This window comes from Leeuwenhoekiella sp. CH_XMU1409-2 (assembly GCF_037029365.1).
Classification (GTDB): domain Bacteria; phylum Bacteroidota; class Bacteroidia; order Flavobacteriales; family Flavobacteriaceae; genus Leeuwenhoekiella; species Leeuwenhoekiella blandensis.
In genome coordinates, this window is record NZ_JAYMEI010000003.1 from 276,351 (window position 1) to 295,043 (window position 18,693).

Annotated in this window: 12 protein-coding genes; 7 read left to right on the top strand and 5 right to left on the bottom strand. The window is 37.1% G+C overall.

The features are described 5' to 3' along the window. Nucleotides 1-6: 6 nt before the first annotated feature. The 4 genes from WA338_RS04660 to WA338_RS04675 all read right to left on the bottom strand — a co-directional run bounded on the left by WA338_RS04660 (nt 7) and on the right by WA338_RS04675 (nt 6,887). Entirely contained in the window at nt 7-1,557 is a 1,551-nt protein-coding gene (locus tag WA338_RS04660) for a RagB/SusD family nutrient uptake outer membrane protein (RefSeq protein ID WP_272986105.1), read from the bottom strand. A gap of 12 nt (nt 1,558-1,569) precedes the next feature. Continuing rightward, nucleotides 1,570-4,752, bottom strand: coding sequence for a SusC/RagA family TonB-linked outer membrane protein (locus WA338_RS04665; protein WP_272986106.1), 3,183 nt, complete (start codon nt 4,750-4,752; stop codon nt 1,570-1,572). A 282-nt stretch (nt 4,753-5,034) separates the two neighbouring features. Then, nucleotides 5,035-6,018 carry a glycoside hydrolase family 5 protein gene (locus tag WA338_RS04670; protein WP_272986107.1) on the bottom strand — a complete coding sequence of 328 codons (984 nt, stop codon included), beginning with the start codon at nt 6,016-6,018 and terminating at the stop codon, nt 5,035-5,037. Continuing rightward, nucleotides 6,015-6,887 (bottom strand): helix-turn-helix domain-containing protein, encoded by an 873-nt coding sequence (locus tag WA338_RS04675; RefSeq protein WP_272986108.1) that lies wholly within the window; start codon nt 6,885-6,887, stop codon nt 6,015-6,017. The genes WA338_RS04670 and WA338_RS04675 overlap by 4 nt, the downstream gene beginning before the upstream one ends. A gap of 205 nt (nt 6,888-7,092) precedes the next feature. Here WA338_RS04675 and WA338_RS04680 point away from each other — a divergent pair, with 205 nt between their 5' ends. From WA338_RS04680 to bglX, 7 genes are read left to right on the top strand one after another with little or no spacing between them, the layout of a single operon-like run. Continuing rightward, the gene (locus WA338_RS04680) at nt 7,093-8,232 is read left to right on the top strand and encodes a glycoside hydrolase family 26 protein (protein WP_272986109.1); all 1,140 of its coding nucleotides are present in this window, start codon (nt 7,093-7,095) and stop codon (nt 8,230-8,232) included. Then, nucleotides 8,233-10,071 (top strand): sodium:solute symporter family protein, encoded by a 1,839-nt coding sequence (locus WA338_RS04685; RefSeq protein ID WP_272986110.1) that lies wholly within the window; start codon nt 8,233-8,235, stop codon nt 10,069-10,071. 3 nt (nt 10,072-10,074) lie between these two features. Next, on the top strand, nt 10,075-11,280 hold the full coding sequence (locus WA338_RS04690) for a glycoside hydrolase family 130 protein (RefSeq protein WP_272986111.1): 1,206 nt from the start codon (nt 10,075-10,077) through the stop codon (nt 11,278-11,280). After that, the gene (locus tag WA338_RS04695; RefSeq protein ID WP_273016734.1) at nt 11,246-12,463 is read left to right on the top strand and encodes an AGE family epimerase/isomerase; all 1,218 of its coding nucleotides are present in this window, start codon (nt 11,246-11,248) and stop codon (nt 12,461-12,463) included. The genes WA338_RS04690 and WA338_RS04695 overlap by 35 nt, the downstream gene beginning before the upstream one ends. Nucleotides 12,464-12,467: 4 nt before the next feature. Next, nucleotides 12,468-13,709 carry a glycoside hydrolase family 26 protein gene (locus tag WA338_RS04700; RefSeq protein WP_272986113.1) on the top strand — a complete coding sequence of 414 codons (1,242 nt, stop codon included), beginning with the start codon at nt 12,468-12,470 and terminating at the stop codon, nt 13,707-13,709. After that, nucleotides 13,684-14,994 (top strand): glycoside hydrolase 5 family protein, encoded by a 1,311-nt coding sequence (locus tag WA338_RS04705; protein ID WP_099644533.1) that lies wholly within the window; start codon nt 13,684-13,686, stop codon nt 14,992-14,994. The genes WA338_RS04700 and WA338_RS04705 overlap by 26 nt, the downstream gene beginning before the upstream one ends. Beyond that, the gene (gene bglX / locus WA338_RS04710; protein ID WP_272986114.1) at nt 14,978-17,311 is read left to right on the top strand and encodes a beta-glucosidase BglX; all 2,334 of its coding nucleotides are present in this window, start codon (nt 14,978-14,980) and stop codon (nt 17,309-17,311) included. The genes WA338_RS04705 and bglX overlap by 17 nt, the downstream gene beginning before the upstream one ends. On the opposite strand, the gene WA338_RS04715 is transcribed toward bglX, so the two are convergent. Next, on the bottom strand, nt 17,312-18,691 hold the full coding sequence (locus WA338_RS04715; protein WP_272986115.1) for a sialate O-acetylesterase: 1,380 nt from the start codon (nt 18,689-18,691) through the stop codon (nt 17,312-17,314). It abuts the gene before it with no gap. Nucleotides 18,692-18,693: the final 2 nt, after the last annotated feature.

Consider the following 18,693-nt stretch of genomic DNA (forward strand, 5'->3'; position numbering starts at 1 on the left):
GTTTTTTTAATTAAACTCATAAGGAACTGGTTCTTCGAGAAGTCTTGGATTTAAAGCCACATCTGTTGCCGGATAGGGCAATAAGAAATCGTCTGCTTCTGGAGTATACATCTCTGTAAATATTTCAGGTGGTTCTTCATTGCTATAGGTTCCCCTTTCTTGATTGCTTATAATACTAATGGCTGTTTGACGGTCAATTCGTCCCAAATCAAACCAATAATCACCTTCAATGGCAAATTCAATTCTACGTTCTTGTAAAATATCATCAAGTGTAATTGAAGGCAGACTACCCAGACCTGCCCGTAAACGCACACTATTAAAAGATTCAAGCGCCTGAGCATCACTTGTTGAAGCTGCACCTGCCAAAATAGCTTCGGCATTAATTAATAATACATCGGCATACCGCATTATATAGGTATTGTTAGATGCAGCCTGAGTTGCAGAATTACCATTATTATCTGCTGGTGTACCAACGACATATTTTTTAATACCTGCTTTTGTGTTCTGAGCATTTATATCATCTGGTACTGTGTAGCCCCCATCAGCTGCCCTGATGTTGGGATAGAAATCTCCGGCAAGCATTATGGTAGCCTTTCTACGTTCATCACCATCTTCATAAGCTTCCTGCAAATCAATTGTTGGCCCTATCACACCATACCCATCACCAGTACCAGTAATGGCGCTGCTTATAGCGAATGAAGCCTGCATTGCATTACCTACACCATAACCCTGGGATGTCCATTGCATTGCTGCAATAGATTCTTCATTATTGTTGAATTCTGTTAAAAAAAGATTATTGTAATCATCAAGTAATTGAAACTCTTCGCTCGCAATCACTTCCTGACTTAGCTGTCGTGCTAGATCGTATTCCTCTTGATAAAGGTGAACTTTTGCCTTTAATGCTTTAGCAGAACCACTTGAGACGTGGGCATTTGCTAAATAATTACCACCGCGCACCTTGGGGTAACAATTATCAATTGCAAACTGAAGATCACGCTCTATAAACTCATAGATATCCTCTATTCTGTTCTTAGGGATTTGAGGATCGTAGACATAATCTAGGTTATTTTCAATTATGGGTACTGATCCCCAAATCCTAACCAGATAAAAATAAGCAACCGCTCTCATAAAATGTGCTTCGCCTATTGTATTGTTTACTGCTTCCTGAGAAACCGATGGGCTTACTCTACTTTCAGTAAAATTTATTATTGCATTTGACTGCGCAATCACCCCCCATAGAGAACCCCAACCATCGGCTAACACAGTGTTATCGCCTGTTATTGAGAAGTTAAAAAAGTTTACTACATCTCCAGAAAAAGTACGAGCATTGCCTCCGCTTAACTCTGTAATTGACCAAAATGCTTTTGTATTAAAATTAAACCATACCGCCCCATAAAGGCTATTTGTATTAGCCACTAATTCTTCTTCACTAGAATAAAAATTGTCTAATGCAATACCGTCTTCTGGTGGTCTTTCTAGGAATTCATCGTCACAAGATACCAGCGAAAAAAAGGCTACAACCAGTAAAAACAGTTTGTTATACTTTATATATTTCATCGTAATTATTTTTTAAAATTCAACATTTAGACCTAAAGTAAATGTTCTGGGTATGGGGTATCTTCCCCGATCAACACCCATTTGAAGTGCATCACCATTAAATGATCCTATCTCAGGGTCATATCCAGAATAATTTGTAAAGGTGTAGAGGTTTTGTATAGTACCATAAACCTTTAGATTTGACAGGTAAAATTTTTGACAAAAAGTTTGAGGGAGATTATAGCCCAGACTAACATTTTGTATTCTCAAGTAAGACCCATCTTCAACATACCGATCTGAAATAAATAAATTTTGATTATCATCTCCCCTTCTTGGTCTGGGGAAAGCAGAATCAATATTATCTGGGGTATAATAATCCTGCGCTATGTTTAATTGATTGGTGTATAATCTAGATAGACCAACCGTTTCCTTTCGTGTCAAATTCAATAGATCATTACCATAAGACCCTTGAAGGAAAATACTAAGGTCAAAATTTTTGTATTTAAAGTTATTGGTGAATCCAAATGTGAAATCTGGGTGAGGGTTACCAATATACGTTCTGTCTTTTTCATCAATAACACCATCCTCATTTACATCAACATATTGAATATCACCGAGGCTGTTATCACCTAGTTCATCAGAAAATGGGATCCCAAATTGAACAGGCGCTCCATCAATATCTTCCTGGGTTCTAAATATTCCGGCAACTTGATAACCCCAATATTTCCCTAAAGGCTCACCTTCAACTGTTCTGGTAATTGGAGAAGATAAAAACCCGGTGGTAACAGAACGTAAAACTTCCAGACTTTCGTTATAGAGTTCCGTTACTTCATTTCTGTAATGAGATATATTGAAATTGGTTGACCATGAGAAATCTTTAGTCTTTAAAGTTGAATAACCCATAGAAACATCAATACCTTTATTATTCATTTCACCCAGATTGACAAATGGAGCAGAAATTCCTCCTAAATAATTATCAGGCCCAGTTAGGAAGACTGGCAAAGGTAACTGGTATAAAAAGTCTTTTGAAATCTTGTTATATACCTCGACTGTAGCATTAAACCGGTTATCAAAAAGCGTGAATTCTAACCCTAAATTGGTTTGCCTGGTCTCTTCCCATTTTAAATCGGGATTAGGTATATTATTGACTAAATACCCCAATCCTATACCGGTAGGAGTATTGTTCAAGCTAGAGCCATAAAGGTAGTTTGCGATCCCTTGATTACCTACAACCCCATACCCTGCTTTCAGCCTAATATTATCAACCGTCTCGTTGAAGCTTTCCATCCAAGGTTCATTTGACACTTTCCAGGATGTCGCAAATGACGGGAAATAACCCCATTGCTTACCTCCCTGAGGATCAAACTTAGAGGAACCATCTGCCCTTAAGGTTGCTGTTAAACTGTATTTATTTTTAAAAGAATAGTTCGCTCTTCCGAAGTATGAATTTAAAGAAGTGCTGCCTTGATAGGCATCATAACTTACTATTGAATTTGCATTATTAAGGGTCTGAATGTCATTATTGACAAAGCCCTGACCTTGAGCCTGAATCCCTTCCCAGAAGGACTCCTGTGCTTCTTGACCCAACAAAAAATTTAGGTTATGGTCTCCAAAGTTTTTTGAATAATTGAAATAATTTTTAATGATCCAAAAATGACTTTTTTCCCTTTTCTCAAATAACGTTGCGTTCTCATTGATAAATCGCCCCCACTCATAAGTTGGAGTGAACTGAGTGTTCGTACCGAAAGTCAAATTCCCTCCTATTTCATTCCTAAATGTTAGGCCTTCCAAAAGCGTAAACTCAGAATAGAAATTACCCAGTACATTATAAGTGAGTAAAGAATTACTTCTTTCAAGTGCTAAAGCTACGGGGTTGATACTGCCTTCAATTGCCCCTGGTTCATCAGGCGGCCCTGCAAAAGAACCGTCTGGATTACGCACCGCCACATCTGGAGCCTGAAGTAACCCCAAACTTACAATACCATTACGGTTACTATTTAAAGTGATATCTTCACTTGTTCTACTTGCAGTAAGGTTAGCACCTACCTTCAGCCAGTCTTTTAAATTGCCATCAATATTCGCCCGGACAGTCAATCTATCAAAGCCAGAGCCTAAGACGGTTCCTTCCTGATCTAAGTAACTACCAGAAATAAGGTAGTTTACTTTCTCATATCCCTGTGAATAAGAAATTTGATGACTCTTTAAAATAGCTTGTTGGAATACCTCATCCTGCCAATCAGTGCCATCTCCCAGATTCTCAATCGTTGTAAATTCAATTCGTGGTTCAGTACCATACTCTACAGCCAATGCATTTTGTAGTCGGGCGTAAGTAGGAAGATCCATTACATCTAGCAATTTTTGGGGTTCTTGAAGGGCATAATAGGTATTGTATTTCAAAGAACCTGCTTTATTTCGACTGCCTGTCTTAGTTTTTATAATTACAACACCATTCGCACCTCGTGAACCGTAAATTGCAGTAGCTGAAGCATCCTTAAGTATATCAACAGACTCAATATCATTAGGGTTTAATCCGGCCAATGGACTTGTACCTGTCTGTCCGTTCCCCCCAAAGTCTGCTGCTGCTGTCCGCCCACTTGTACTGGTATTACGTGAATCACCAGATATAGGCACACCATCAATTACATATAATGGTTCGTTATTCCCAGTAATAGAAGTTATACCTCTTATCCTAACCGAAACCGCGCTTCCAGGTTTTCCTGAGTTTTGACTAATGGTAACCCCAGAGGCTCGGCCTTGCATCAATTGGTCTATACTTACCTGCGGAATATTTTCGATTTCGTCAGATTCAATACTAGATACTGATCCGTTAACATCTTGTCGCTGTTGCGTTCCGTAACCAATTAGGACAACTTCATCCAAACTTTCAGAATCTTCAGACAGCACAACATCAACTCTTTGTCTCTGATCAACAGCAACTTCCTTAGTTTCAAATCCAATGAAACTAAATACAAGAATGCCATCCTGAGGTACATTGAGTTGAAAGTTTCCGTCAAAATCTGTAGCCGTACCGTTACTAGTATTTTTTTGTATAACATTTACACCCAGCAGTGGATTTCCGTTTTGATCTGTTACTGTTCCTTCTACTACATTTTGTTGAGCCAAGCTTAACTGAGTTAATAGACAGAATAGCGCAAAAGTGATCATCTTACTTATGCGTTTCATACCGCCTTGACGTTTGATTATTTTTTTTTGCATTATTGAGAAAATTGTTGAATTGATACTAATATTATGAGTTTGATAAAATACCCGTTTATTTATTAGGGCTTCGACAAATATTTACCCATAATATTTCATTATCAAAATTATGAGGATGGTTAAGCTTTTGTTAATATTATTTTATCATTTAATAATGATATTTTTTCGAATATCTAAAAGGCGTAAGAATAAGTAATCCAGAATATTAAGATAAGGTAGGATATCACTGCATTTTTTGAGAATAGCAGTATTTAAAAATTTGATAAAATAAATTCTAAAACCTTAATGAGTAAGTCTATTATAAATAAAATAACCTGATTCGCTAAAATACCTTGGGTTATTTAAATCACTACTAGCAGATTGGGGTAATAAGGCAGAAGATGCCTCGGCTTTATTAGATATTGACCAATTACACCAGGAAATCTGATTTTTGGTCATAAAATCTAACCAGATGTTTGATTCTTTATAAAATACCTGTCCATCCCCATCAGCGAGTGTAGTACCAAATTCTGTAATAAATATGGGCATCCCAGTTTTTAAAGCTTCACTTACTTGATTTCTAAGCTTTGCACTATGAGTACCGGCATAAAAGTGAAGAGTGTATGCCAAATTAAAACCCTCTAAAGGATTTTTTGAAGCTTCTAAAACACCCTGAGACCAATTAGGAGTTCCACAAATTATAAGATTTTCACTATCATTTTTTCGTATTGTGGTAATTATTTGTTGATGATAAGGCAAGAGTACCTCTGTCCAGGATACATTAAGCGGTTCATTATAAATTTCATAAATTAGATTAGGTACTTGACCATATTTAGCGCTCAATTCCTTAAAGAATTCTTTTGACTGTTGAAGATGATCTTCAGCGTGATGGTCGTGCCAGTCTACAATCACGTAGATACCGTATTTGATCGCTGCTTCAATTACACTAAACACTTTTTTTTTCTCTTCTCTAGGGTTTTCCAGATAACCACCGTGTTCTATACCCATAGCGACACGCACGACATTTACTTTCCAAAAATCCCTTAAGTTTTTTACCGTATCTTCATTATAAAATTGAGGTTGCCACTGACTCCAAAACAACGACATGCCCCTGAGCACGATTATATTATCACGCGCATCCCTGAGACGTCCTTCTTTAAAGCTTAATCTCCCGTATTTTTCAACAGGATTTAGTTCCTGCTGAGCATATAAATTACAAAGGCAACTAAAAAAAAAGATTAAAAAAACCGGTATAAAGAAATATCCAAAACGCATCTTAATAATCATAAAACTCTTTTTATCCCACTAAATTCTTGTCTGAACTGGCTGGGAGTGCAGTTTTTTGTTTTTTTAAAAACCCTATTAAAATTCGCGATATTATTAAAGCCACATTTAAATGCAATCTCAGCTATACTCAACTCCTTTTCAATCAACCATCTTGAAGCATAGCCTATACGTGTGTCATTAACATATTCTATGAATGTTTTACCGGTACGCTTTTTTATAAATCGATTAAACGAAACCGGACTCATATTTACCAAATCCGAAATTTCATTGAGGCTCATTTTATTTTGATAATTGTTTTGAACGTATTCGTAAATTTTTTTGATTTTATCGCTATTCTCAAAATTCTTATTTTCTGATATATATGTTGATAATAGTTGCTGGTTTCTTGAATTTGCTAAATCGTGTAGGATAGATATAAGCTCTAGAAAATAATCAATACTATCAATCTTTGAGAGTTTTAAAATCTTTGGTTTAATCTCTTCAGCTATTTTTTTTGAAAATAAGATACCATGCGCTGAGCGCTCAAACATATCTTTAATCGGTTTCATAATTCTCCTACTAAGAAGTCGGTCGTCAAATAAATCATTGTGAAACTGTATTGTGATTTCGTGAATATTTTGATTCTTACATTTATATATTTCCCAACCATGTTGCAAATTAGGCCCCACCAAAACGAGCTCAATAGTTTCTATTTCACTCAAATGATCACCAATAATACGCCGCACGCCCTCGCCGTTTAAGATAAAATTCAACTCAAATTCTGGGTGAAAATGAATTGGAAAATCAAAATCATCTTTTATTCTATCAAATACTAAAAAACTGTCTTCAGGAGCTAGTGGAGTTATTTCCCTGTGTATGTCTTTTTGCATTAAAAGTCCTTTTAGAAATTATTTTATTATGAAATGACAAAATTCTATTAATCCAATAATTTGATTGACGGTAATTTTGGAAATCATTAACATTTTAAAGAAATATTAACAATAATACAATCTAGGTAATTTTAAAGATAATTTATGGATGACAAAACAAAATCTATATTATTTTATCATTTACATTAAAATTTATTAAAAATAAATGAATATTTTATTCAAATTTATAATATTATTTTGCAGCTTTTTAATACTAACGTCGTGTTCAGGATTAAAAAATGCAAATTTTGATACCATAAAAACAGCAAATCCTAATGCTGATTTAACTTCAAAAATTCTGCTGCAACGCTTAAAAGAGATTCCATACAAAGGCATCGCTTTCGGCCATCAAGATGCAACTATGTACGGAATTAACTGGGATCAGAGCGACACTCCTAATATTTTACAAAGTGACATCGCAATGGTTAGCGGTAAAATGCCAGCGGTACATGGTTATGATTTAGGCCACATTGAACTTGGTCTAGAGTACAATTTAGACACGGTAGCATTTAATGTAATGCGAAAGCATATACAAAAACTACACGACGATGGTGCGATAATTACATTTAGTTGGCATTTAGACAATCCCAAATCATTAGGGAGCTCTTGGGATACCACGGCCACTGTAAAAGAAATTTTAAAAGCTGGGGAATATAGAAAACGTTACGAAGGCTGGGTTACTAACCTCTCAAACTTTTTTAAATCCTTAAAATCTAAAAAAGGCAATTTCATTCCTGTAATTTTTAGACCGTTCCATGAAATGAATGGAAGTTGGTTTTGGTGGGGCAAAGGAAATTGCAGTCCTGAGGATTACAAAAGCTTATGGCAAGAGACCTTTCAACTATTACAAGAAAACGAGGTAAATAATTTGCTCTTTGCCTATGCCCCGAATACATTGAGTTCGCCAGAAGAATTTGACACCTATTATCCGGGCGATCAATATGTAGATATCCTTGGGGTTGATATTTATAATTATGGTGATAAGGATACCTTTATAGCGACTATTCAAAATAACCTTTTGATACTTAAGGAAAAGGCCGCCCGTCAAAATAAACCCTTTGCACTTACTGAAACAGGAAATACGAGGCCTGGAAATGATAAAAACTGGTGGACAAAAACCTTGTATCCAGGTATAAAAAATAGTGGTATTTCTTGGGTCCTGCTTTGGAGAAATGCGCGACTAGATCATTATTTTTCGGTGTACCGAGATGATATTTCAGCGGAAGATTTTAAAGAGTTTGCTGGTTATAAAGAAACGCTATTTCTAAATAAGGTTAAGAATATTAATTCTAAAAAAACATATTAAATGCTACAAGGTTGGGATATAGCTATCATATTACTCTATCTGATCGGAACCATTCTGATAGGTCTGGCTTTAAGAAAAAAAGCTCAGAAAAGCAAAGATGACTATTTAATGGGAGGCAAGTCATTGCCCTGGTATATGTTAGGCCTTTCAAACGCATCTGGCATGTTTGACATATCTGGAACCATGTGGCTCGTGACCTTAACCTTCGTTTACGGTCTCAAAAGTATTTGGATACCCTGGTTATGGCCTGTTTTTAACCAAGTATTTTTAATGGTTTACTTATCCGTCTGGCTTAGAAGATCTAATGTTACTACTGGTGCAGAATGGATTTTATTTAGATTTGACAATGGTAAAGGAGGTAAAAGATCTCATACAATAATTGTCATTTTTGCAATACTCAGTTGTTTGGGTTTTTTGGCTTATGGCTTTATAGGACTGGGTAAATTTGTTGAAATATTTATTCCCTGGGAAATAGTGTCCCAATACATACCCTTCAATATCCCACCTAACTATATTCCTCATTTCTATGGTATTATTTTTACATTATTTGCAGTATTCTACTCTGTTTTAGGAGGGATGTCAGGTATTGTTTGGACAGACGCTTTACAATACACGATAATGACGGTGTCATCAATAGCCATTGCAATTATTGCCTGGCAGGCTATGGGCTCCAATCAGCTCAATGTGCCTAATGGCTGGATGAATCCATTTTTTGACTGGAAATTAAATATGGATTGGACAGGAATTATCGATGAGGTTAATGCCAAAATAAAATCTGACGGATACTCCCTTTTCACCATATTCTTCATGCTGATGCTTTTTAAAGGAATTCTCGCCAGCATCGCAGGGCCTGCTCCAAATTACGACATGCAGAAAATTTTATCTACTAAATCGCCATTCGAGGCTGCAAAAATGAGTGCTTTTTCACTTGCTGCATTAATTCCTACCCGATATCTAATGGTAGGTGGCTTCTCGGTTCTGGCAATTTTATTTTATGATGATTTAGATCTTTATACTGCCGGTATACTTGATTTTGAAAAAATACTGCCTGCGGCAATAGAGCAATTTGTACCTGTTGGTTTATTAGGTTTATTACTTGCCGGCTTACTTGCCGCATTCATGTCAACTTTTGCCGGAACCTTAAATGCAGCTCAGGCATATCTTGTTAACGACATTTATCTAAAGCACTACAATCCTCAAGCTAGCCATTCGAAAATTAAGAAAATGAACTATAGCAGTGGCCTCGCTGTTGTACTTGTAAGTATTATTCTCGGCTTTTTTATACAGGATGTCAATTCAATTTTGCAATGGATAGTTTCGGCACTCTATGGCAGCTACGTGGTGTCTAATGTCTTAAAGTGGCACTGGTGGAGGTTTAATGGTGAAGGCTACTTCTGGGGAATGCTATCAGGAATGATCCCTGCTATGATCTTTCCATTATTTACAGATACTTTAGATCTTTATTACTTCCCAATAATCCTTCTTATTTCGATTGCTGGTAGTATTCTTGGAACTTATTCTGCCCCTCCAACCGATCAAAGGGTACTTATGGATTTTTATAAAAAAACAAGACCCTGGGGATACTGGAAACCTGTGTACGAACAACTAAAAAAAGAAGATCCCGGGTTTTCAAGAAACAAAGGTTTTACAAGAGATATGTTTAATGTAGTGCTGGGCACGGTAGCTCAAACATTACTAGTTGTTATCCCTATCTACCTGATACTTCACGAAAATATGCATTTCCTCATTTCTTGTGCAATACTAGTTGTGTGCATTATAGTATTGAAAAGAACCTGGTGGGACACCATTAAAATTGAAAATAATATAAGTAGTAAATAAGTTATGTCCATTACAGAAAATAAAAATCCAAAAACAAAAAAAATACCAAATTATGATCATTTGGTTAGTGACTTTCAAACCTTCCTGGCACAAAAAAATTACCCGGAAGACCAATCAAATGGTATTTACAAAAGGTACGTAAACCCGGTTCTCACCCATAAACACGCTCCTTTAGAATGGCGCTACGATTTTAACCCCGAGACAAATCCATTTGGGATGGAGCGCATTGGTATAAACGCCACATTTAATCCGGGTGCGATTAAATGGAATGGTCAGTATATTTTAGCTGTTCGTGTTGAAGGGAATGATAGAAAATCCTTTTTTGCGTTAGCAGAAAGCAATAATGGAGTTGACAACTTTAAATTTTGGGACAAGCCCATTGCATTACCGCAAACCAATGAGCCTGACACCAATGTCTATGATATGCGTCTTACCAAACACGAGGATGGTTGGATCTATGGTATTTTTTGTACCGAACGTAAAGACAATTCAAAACCTCTCGACACCACTGCTGCTGTTGCAAATGCAGGAATCGTGCGCACAAAGGATTTAAAAAATTGGGAACGCTTACCTGATCTAATCTCAAATTCCGGACAACAACGCAATGTAGTCATGCATCCAGAATTCATAAACGGTAACTATGCGCTATACACCCGTCCACAAGACGGTTTTATTGAAGTCGGCAAAGGTGGTGGTATTGGTCTAGGGTACATAAAAGACATGAAAAATCCGGTACTTGAGGGTGAGAAAATAATCAATCGCAAAGCCTATCATACAATTTATGAATTAAAAAATGGTCTGGGTCCCGCTCCAATAAAAACAAAAGAAGGCTGGCTCCACCTGGCTCATGGCGTAAGAAATACTGCAGGAGGTCTACGCTATACACTTTATTTATTTATGACAGCATTAGATAGTATTGAACAAGTTATCTATCAACCAGCAGGATATTTTATGGCTCCTGACTATAAAGAAACCGTGGGCGATGTACCAAATGTATTGTTCGGTAATGGTTGGATTCTTGATGATGATGGTAGAATACTCATCTATTATGCCTCATCAGACACACGCTCTCACGTTGCTGTTTCTTCTATAGACAGACTCATTGACTATGTAAAAAACACCCCTCAGGACACCTTTACATCTTCAGGCTCAGTTCAAAATATCCTGGCACAAATTGAACGCAACAAAATCTTTAAGGATGCCGAATGATGCAAATCAAAAATTTAAAAGCGAGCTTGAAAACGAGCTTAGGGAAATTCTAAGGTATTGGAAATCTAATACTTTAGATGAATCAAATGGCGGTTTTTACGGAAGAAGGGATTTTAAAAACAAATTAATACCAAAGGCTGATAAAGGCATTATTTTAAATACGCGTTTGCTTTGGGCATTTTCTGCAGCAGGTAAATTTAATAAAGATGAATCCCTTAAAGTTTATGCGGACAGAGCTTATGAATATTTAAAAGATCATTTTCAGGATCCCAGCCATAATGGCCTCTATTGGGAACTAGATTACACGGGCAAACCTAAAAATACCCGAAAACAAATCTATGCTCAGGCCTTTGGAATATATGCTTTATCTGAATATTACCGATTAAGCGGTACAGAAGAAGCTAAAGATTGGGCACTATCCTTATTTGACCTGGTAGAAACTCGGGCTAGAGATCAAAAAAACAATGGATATCTGGAAGCCTTTCAAAATGATTGGAGCCCAATAACTGATGTGCGGTTGAGCGAAAAAGAGGATAACTCGGCTAAGACCATGAATACCCATTTACACATCCTGGAAGCATATACCACTCTTGCTCAAATATCTAAAAACACCAAAGTACTTGAAGCTTTGGAAAATTTAATAGTGCTTTTTCTAAATCGGTTTTATGACGAAACTAGTCAGCATTTTCACTTATTTTTTGATGAAAATTGGCATCGTACAAAAGCAATTGTTTCTTACGGACATGATATCGAAGCAATCTGGCTTCTAACAGAGGCTTGTAAAGCAGTTGCCAACCCCAAATTACTACTAGAAACCAAATCAATCAGTGTTGCGGTTGCTAAAACCTTTTTAAAACAAGCTTATATACCCAAATCAGGAATTATAAATGAAGTTGATCTTGATACAGGTAACGTTGATACTGATAGACATTGGTGGGCCCAAATGGAAGCTTTGGTAGGCCTGCAATATGCTTATGAATTTTCTGGAGATATTCAATTTAGAAACGCGCAACTTGACATTTGGAATTACACAAAAAAACACTTTATAGATAGTAAATACGGCGAATGGCATTTTCGCCTAAATGAAAATCAAGAGCCCTATACCACTGAGGATAAAGTAAGTATGTGGAAAGCCCCCTATCATAACTCCAGGGCTTGTATGGTATTAATCAAATTAATTTAGAATTATGAAAAGAATATTAACATCACTTTTTATTGTGAATTTTTTCTTGGTAAGCTGTTCAAAAGACGAAGAGTTTATGGAAGAAATAGACGCTACACCTCCGGTTTCTGAAGAACAACCAGAAATAGGTTTCCCTCCTTCCCTTGCGTATTCATTTATGGTAGATGCTGGCGCCACACCAGAGACTATTGCTTTGTTTTATAACCTTAAAGCTTTGTCATACTCAAGTTATATTGTAGGTCAGCAGGACGCTTTCAGTGCATTTTATCAGAATAACGGTGGAATGTCTGACATGAAAAAACTAACCGGTAGTGATCCTGGAATGTTAGGATCAGACTTTATGTTTATCACAGATGATGCAAATGACGAGCAGCCCAACAACTGGTTCTATCAACAAGAGCAACACATCCGTTCAAAAGCCATTGAAGCTTTTGATAAAGGAATGGTAAACATCTTTTGCTGGCACCTTAGAGAACCCTATGAAGGAGACCACTTCTATACTTCTGAAATGACAACAGATCAGAAACAAAATGCCTTCAAAAGTATTCTGCCGGGTGGTGAGAATCACGAGTATTATAAGAAGAAATTACAAAAGGTAGCCACTTTTACAAAAAATCTTAAAAGTACAAACGGCACACTCATTCCTATAATATTTAGACCATTCCACGAGTTTGACAAAGACTTTTTCTGGTGGGGCGCCGCTTATAGTTCCCCTCAGGAATTCATTGATCTGTGGCGGTTTACGGTTTCTTATTTGCGTGATGATTTAGACGTAAGTAATATGTTGTACGCCTTTTCACCCGATAACAGCTATACTACCGAAAACAGCTATTTAACGCGCTATCCTGGAGATGAATACGTAGACGTGGTAGGGATGGATAATTATGGGGATTTAGCCGCACAAAATGGGTCATTGATAAGTCTTGCCAATCAAAAATTAAAAGTGGTGTCAGACCTTGCAGAAAAACGCAACAAAATTGCTGCATTTACAGAAACCGGGTATTTTGTGTCTCCTTCAGATCAATTAGCCTCAGATTTTTACTCCAGAAACGTTTATGAAGTACTTACCAAACAGGACATAAATTTAGGTTTTATGATGTTTTGGCAAAATTATCAAGACTCTTATACGGTACCTGTACCAGGAGCCCGGGGAGCAGATGACTTTTTGAAGTTTAGGGAAAAGGAAAAAACTATGCTATTAACAGATATGCCAGATATTTATGATTTACCTGAAGACGACATTTAAAAATATAAGTTGGAGGTTCTATACTTGGGCATTGTTGCTTATTATGTTCACTTCCTGCGGAAGTATTGAAAAAATAAGGGTTGATGACGGGCGTTTTTACAAGGGTGACCAGCCATACTATTTTATAGGTGCTAACTATTGGTATGGCCCTCTCATAGCTGCACCAAATATAGGTGATCGAAAACGTTTAGTTCGTGAACTTGATTTAATGGATAGTTTAGGAATTAATAATCTACGAATATTGGTAGGGGCTGAAGGCGGAAACGAAGACTTCCAGGTTAAACCCGCATTGCAACCCACGCAGGGCGAGTATAATCAAGACTTACTTGAAGGTCTGGACTTTTTGCTGGCAGAGATGAGAAAACGCAATATGTATGCGGTGTTATACTTAAATAATAATTGGATTTGGTCTGGAGGAATGTCTGCATACCTAAATTGGAATGGATATGGGGAAGTTGCAAATCCCTTTCTGGAAAAATACACCTGGCCCGATTATTTTAAGTATACGCAACAATTTCACACCTGTACACCCTGTCGCCAAGCGTTTTTAAACCATATCCGATTCATTCTGGGGAGAACCAATTCTATAAATGGAAAAAAATATACCGAAGACAATACCATTATGTCCTGGCAAGTTGCCAATGAACCCCGGATTTTTACAGAAGAGGATCGAGCACCTTTTAAAGAATGGCTAGATGAAGTCGTTACCCTTTTAGAAAATTTAGATCCAGACACACTAATATCTACCGGAGCTGAAGGTAAGGCCAGTTATCTTCAGGAAATAGATACCTATAAGATGCTTCATAAAAATCCCAATATTGACTATCTCACGATGCATATGTGGCCAAAGAACTGGCAGTGGTACGACCCGAATAACGAAGAGGAGTCCTTAAAATCTTCTATTGTAAAAGCAAATGATTACATACAAGAACATCTACAGGTTGCCCGGGAACTGAATAAACCAATAGTTATATCAGAGTTCGGTTTTCCACGTGCGAAGGAAAGCCTTTCTAAGAAAGCCTCTATTGGTAATAGAAATACATTCTATAGAGAATTATTCCAACTTATTGAAATAAGCTCTAAAGAAAAATCGGTATTATCAGGTCTAAATTTTTGGGGATTTGCGGGCTTCGCCAAAACGAATGAAAAGAATGGAAAATGGGAAGTAGGAGATGATTTTAGTGCAGATCCCCCTCAGGAACCGCAAGGCTTAAATTCTGTTTTTGCTTCAGACACCTCTACATTAAACCTTATTAAAAAATACAACGATGGCCTACAAGATTAATTGGATAAAATGGGGCTTATCAATTTCTTTAGGGCTAAGTGCTTTTATTTTTTTGAACAGTTTTCGTTTTGCAAACACTTCAAATTTATCAGAAATGCAACGATCGCAAACAGACTCCATCGATGTTAAAGTAGATTCCATTTTAAAAATTATGACCCTTGAAGAAAAAGTGGGTCAAATGAATCAATATAATGGTTTCTGGGATGTAACAGGCCCCTCACCCAAAGATGGAAATGCAGCAAAAAAATATGAGGATATCAAGAGCGGTAGGGTTGGCTCTATGTTGACCGTTCGCGGGGTAGATCAGGTGAGGGAAGTCCAGAAGCTAGTTGTAGAAGAAAGTCGTTTAGGCATCCCTTTACTTATTGGTTTTGACGTTATTCACGGCTATAAAACCTTAAGTCCAATTCCACTTGCAGAAGCAGCCAGCTGGGATATTGAGGCAATCAAAAAATCTGCTGCGGTTGCTGCTTCAGAAGCTGCTGCATCGGGTATCAACTGGACATTTGCTCCAATGGTCGACATTTCTAGGGACCCGCGTTGGGGACGAGTAATGGAGGGCGCCGGTGAAGATCCTTATCTGGGTAGCAAAATTGCAAGAGCACGCGTTGAAGGTTTTCAAGGAAAAAATCTAGATGCCTTTAACACAATTGCGGCTACTGCAAAACATTTTGCAGCTTATGGTTTTGCTGAAGCAGGTAAAGAATACAATAAAGTAGATATAGGCACTGTCACTTTACATAATATGGTACTCCCACCGTTTAAGGCTGCAAACCAGGCCGGTGTAAGTACCTTTATGACAGGTTTTAATGAACTCAACGGTATTCCTGTTACAGGAAGCGAGTACCTTTTACGGGACTTATTAAAAAATAAATGGGGTTTTCAAGGCTTTGTTATTTCAGATTGGGCCTCTATAGAAGAAATGGTAACTCACGGCTATGCAAGGGATAAGGCTGATGCCGCAAACAAGGCGGTAAAAGCAGGTGTAGATATGGATATGGAGTCCTCTTCCTTTGTTGATGAATTGATTGGGCTGATTCAAACTGGGGCAGTACGGGAAGAATTAATAGACGATGCCGTTCGCAGGATTTTAAAAGTAAAGTTTCTGTTGGGCCTCTTTGATGATCCCTATAAATATTGTGATGCAGAACGTGAATTACAAACTATTGGTAGTGAAGAAAACCGCAAAGCCGTTCTGGATATGGCCAAAAAATCTATAGTGCTTTTAAAAAATGAAAACAATTTACTACCCCTTAAAAAAAATGGTCAAAAAATAGCAGTAATAGGTCCGCTTGCTGATGATAGCAACAGTGTTTTGGGAAGTTGGCGCATTGCTTCTGAAGACAGTAGCGGTGTTTCAATAGTAGAAGGTTTAAAGCAGTATACGGGAAATGAATTGATCTTTAAAAAAGGGGCCGATCTAATTACAAATAAGCCTACATTTATCAACGAACTTGAATTTAACACTACCGATAAAAGAGGTTTTGAAGAAGCCCTTTCAGCTGCAAAAGCTGCTGACGTTGTTATAATGGTTTTGGGAGAGCACGGATTCCAGAGTGGCGAGGGACGTAGTAGAACACAATTAGACCTTCCAGGAGTTCAGCAAGAATTAATGGAAGAAGTGTTTAAGGTTAATAAAAATTGTGTTCTAGTGCTTAATAACGGGAGACCCCTGGCTATTGAATGGGCTGCTGAACACATCCCCTCAATTGTAGAAGCCTGGCATTTAGGTACCGAAACAGGAAACGCAGTAGCACAGGTTCTTTATGGTGACTACAACCCTAGTGGTAAATTGCCAATGACCTTCCCCAGAAATGTGGGTCAAATTCCTATCTATTATAACCATAAAAATACAGGAAGACCTGTAGATCCTCAACCGGGTGCAAATATGGTTTTCTGGTCACACTACAGCGACATAGAAAACGCTCCACTATTCCCTTTTGGCTATGGGTTAAGCTACACCTCTTTTAACTACTCCAATCTCAACGTAGAAAAAGAAAGCTACGCTGTAAATGAAGAAGTGCAAATTAGTGTAGAACTTAGTAATACCGGCGATTATGATGGTAAAGAGGTTGTACAATTATACATTCGTGATCTTTTTGCAAAAATAGTAAGGCCGGTAAGAGAACTCAAAGGTTTCCAATTAGTAGAGCTGAAAAAAGGCGAATCTAAAATCATAAAGTTTAGTCTAACCAGCGAAGAGTTGGGTTTTTATGATCAAGACGGAAACTTTACAGTAGAGTCAGGAGAATTTGAAATCTTTGTAGGTACTGATTCAAACGCTAGTCTTAAAACCCATTTTTTACTAAAAGAATAACTACTCTATTTTTATAGTAAAACTAGAAGTAGGTAAGCCTCTTGCGTTAAAGATATTTGGTACACTTGAATTTGCCCAAGAATAACGGACAAAAAGCGGATGTTCCAGTTTTCCTTTTTTAAGAAAAATCTGGTTGTCTTTTATTTTGAAATCTACAGGTTGAAAGTTTTTATCTGCTCCTGCAATTTCAAACTGACTAGCTTTATTATTCTTGTCAATGTGTAAAAGCTCTGCATTACTAAAGTTTAGAATAATTTTATTTTTGTCGCTTGTAGCTTTTTGAATAAGCGGCGGGTATGCCTTTATTTCTTTTTTGAATTTATCAGCCATCACAAGATTTGCAAATCGTATACCTACTTCCTTTTTATTTTTAGGGTGAATGTCATTGATGTTTCCTATATCACTTGTTACAACCATTCCCGTTTTTGCAAGTCTCAAAGCACGTCTTTGAGCATCCCTAATTTGAACACCAGAAAATTCAGTCTCGTACTTATACGGTGCTATTTGGGCAAAGTAAAAAGGGATAATTTCGTTAAACTGAACCCTCCAACTTTCAATTAGGGTAGTGAACATTTTTTCATAATATTGAGAGTTTACTGTATTTGACTCCCCTTGATACCACAGTACTCCGGCAATTTTGAAGTTCATTAATGGATGTATCATTGCGTTGTAAATAGACCCAGGTTCTTTTGGTCCCCATTCTGTTTCAGGCAGTAATCCTGCCGCTTTAACCAATATACTGTCACGCTCAATAGCATGTTTAGGAACCCATGTTTCGGCTGGAGTACCGCCCCAAGTTGATCCAATTAAACCTACGGGAACTTGAAGTTCTTTATTCAATTTTTGAGCAAAAAAATAGGCTACTGCACTAAAGTTTTTCATGGTTTCAGGCTTACTCCCTACCCAGCTCCCATTTAGATCATCTTGAGGAAATCGAGCAGTTTTGTGATTTACCGTAAAAAATCTTATCGAGTCGTTTTTTGAATTTTGGATAGCTTGCTCACCATTTTCAATTCCTGCCGCTGCACTCCATTCCATATTTGATTGCCCTGAAATCAACCAAACTTCACCCAACAAAATATTCTTAAGAGTAATTTTATTATATCCCTCAATTACTAATTCTTGGCTGCCTTTTTTTTCATTTGTTGAAATTGTAATCTTCCAAAAACCCCTATTATTTGGGATTACAGAGTATTCCGCAACATCCCAGCTTGATGAGATCTTGACTGTTTCTCCTGGTTTAGCCCAACCCCATATTGCGACATCAGCATTTCGTTGCAATACCATATTATCGGCAAAAATTGCCGGCAATACTACATTAGAATACATTTGGCTTATTTGCATTACCGTGGCAACAACAATTATTAAGTTGATTTTCATTT

What these genes read in the sequence shown, in the direction of transcription:
- WA338_RS04665 (WP_272986106.1), bottom strand. Translation starts at nt 4,752, where the DNA reads ATGCAAAAAAAAATAATCAAACGTCAAGGCGGTATGAAACGCATAAGT.
- WA338_RS04675 (WP_272986108.1), bottom strand. Translation starts at nt 6,887, where the DNA reads ATGCAAAAAGACATACACAGGGAAATAACTCCACTAGCTCCTGAAGAC.
- WA338_RS04705 (WP_099644533.1), top strand. Translation starts at nt 13,684, where the DNA reads ATGATTTACCTGAAGACGACATTTAAAAATATAAGTTGGAGGTTCTAT.
- WA338_RS04700 (WP_272986113.1), top strand. Translation starts at nt 12,468, where the DNA reads ATGAAAAGAATATTAACATCACTTTTTATTGTGAATTTTTTCTTGGTA.
- WA338_RS04690 (WP_272986111.1), top strand. Translation starts at nt 10,075, where the DNA reads ATGTCCATTACAGAAAATAAAAATCCAAAAACAAAAAAAATACCAAAT.
- WA338_RS04680 (WP_272986109.1), top strand. Translation starts at nt 7,093, where the DNA reads ATGAATATTTTATTCAAATTTATAATATTATTTTGCAGCTTTTTAATA.
- WA338_RS04670 (WP_272986107.1), bottom strand. Translation starts at nt 6,018, where the DNA reads ATGATTATTAAGATGCGTTTTGGATATTTCTTTATACCGGTTTTTTTA.
- WA338_RS04660 (WP_272986105.1), bottom strand. Translation starts at nt 1,557, where the DNA reads ATGAAATATATAAAGTATAACAAACTGTTTTTACTGGTTGTAGCCTTT.
- bglX (WP_272986114.1), top strand. Translation starts at nt 14,978, where the DNA reads ATGGCCTACAAGATTAATTGGATAAAATGGGGCTTATCAATTTCTTTA.
- WA338_RS04715 (WP_272986115.1), bottom strand. Translation starts at nt 18,691, where the DNA reads ATGAAAATCAACTTAATAATTGTTGTTGCCACGGTAATGCAAATAAGC.
- WA338_RS04685 (WP_272986110.1), top strand. Translation starts at nt 8,233, where the DNA reads ATGCTACAAGGTTGGGATATAGCTATCATATTACTCTATCTGATCGGA.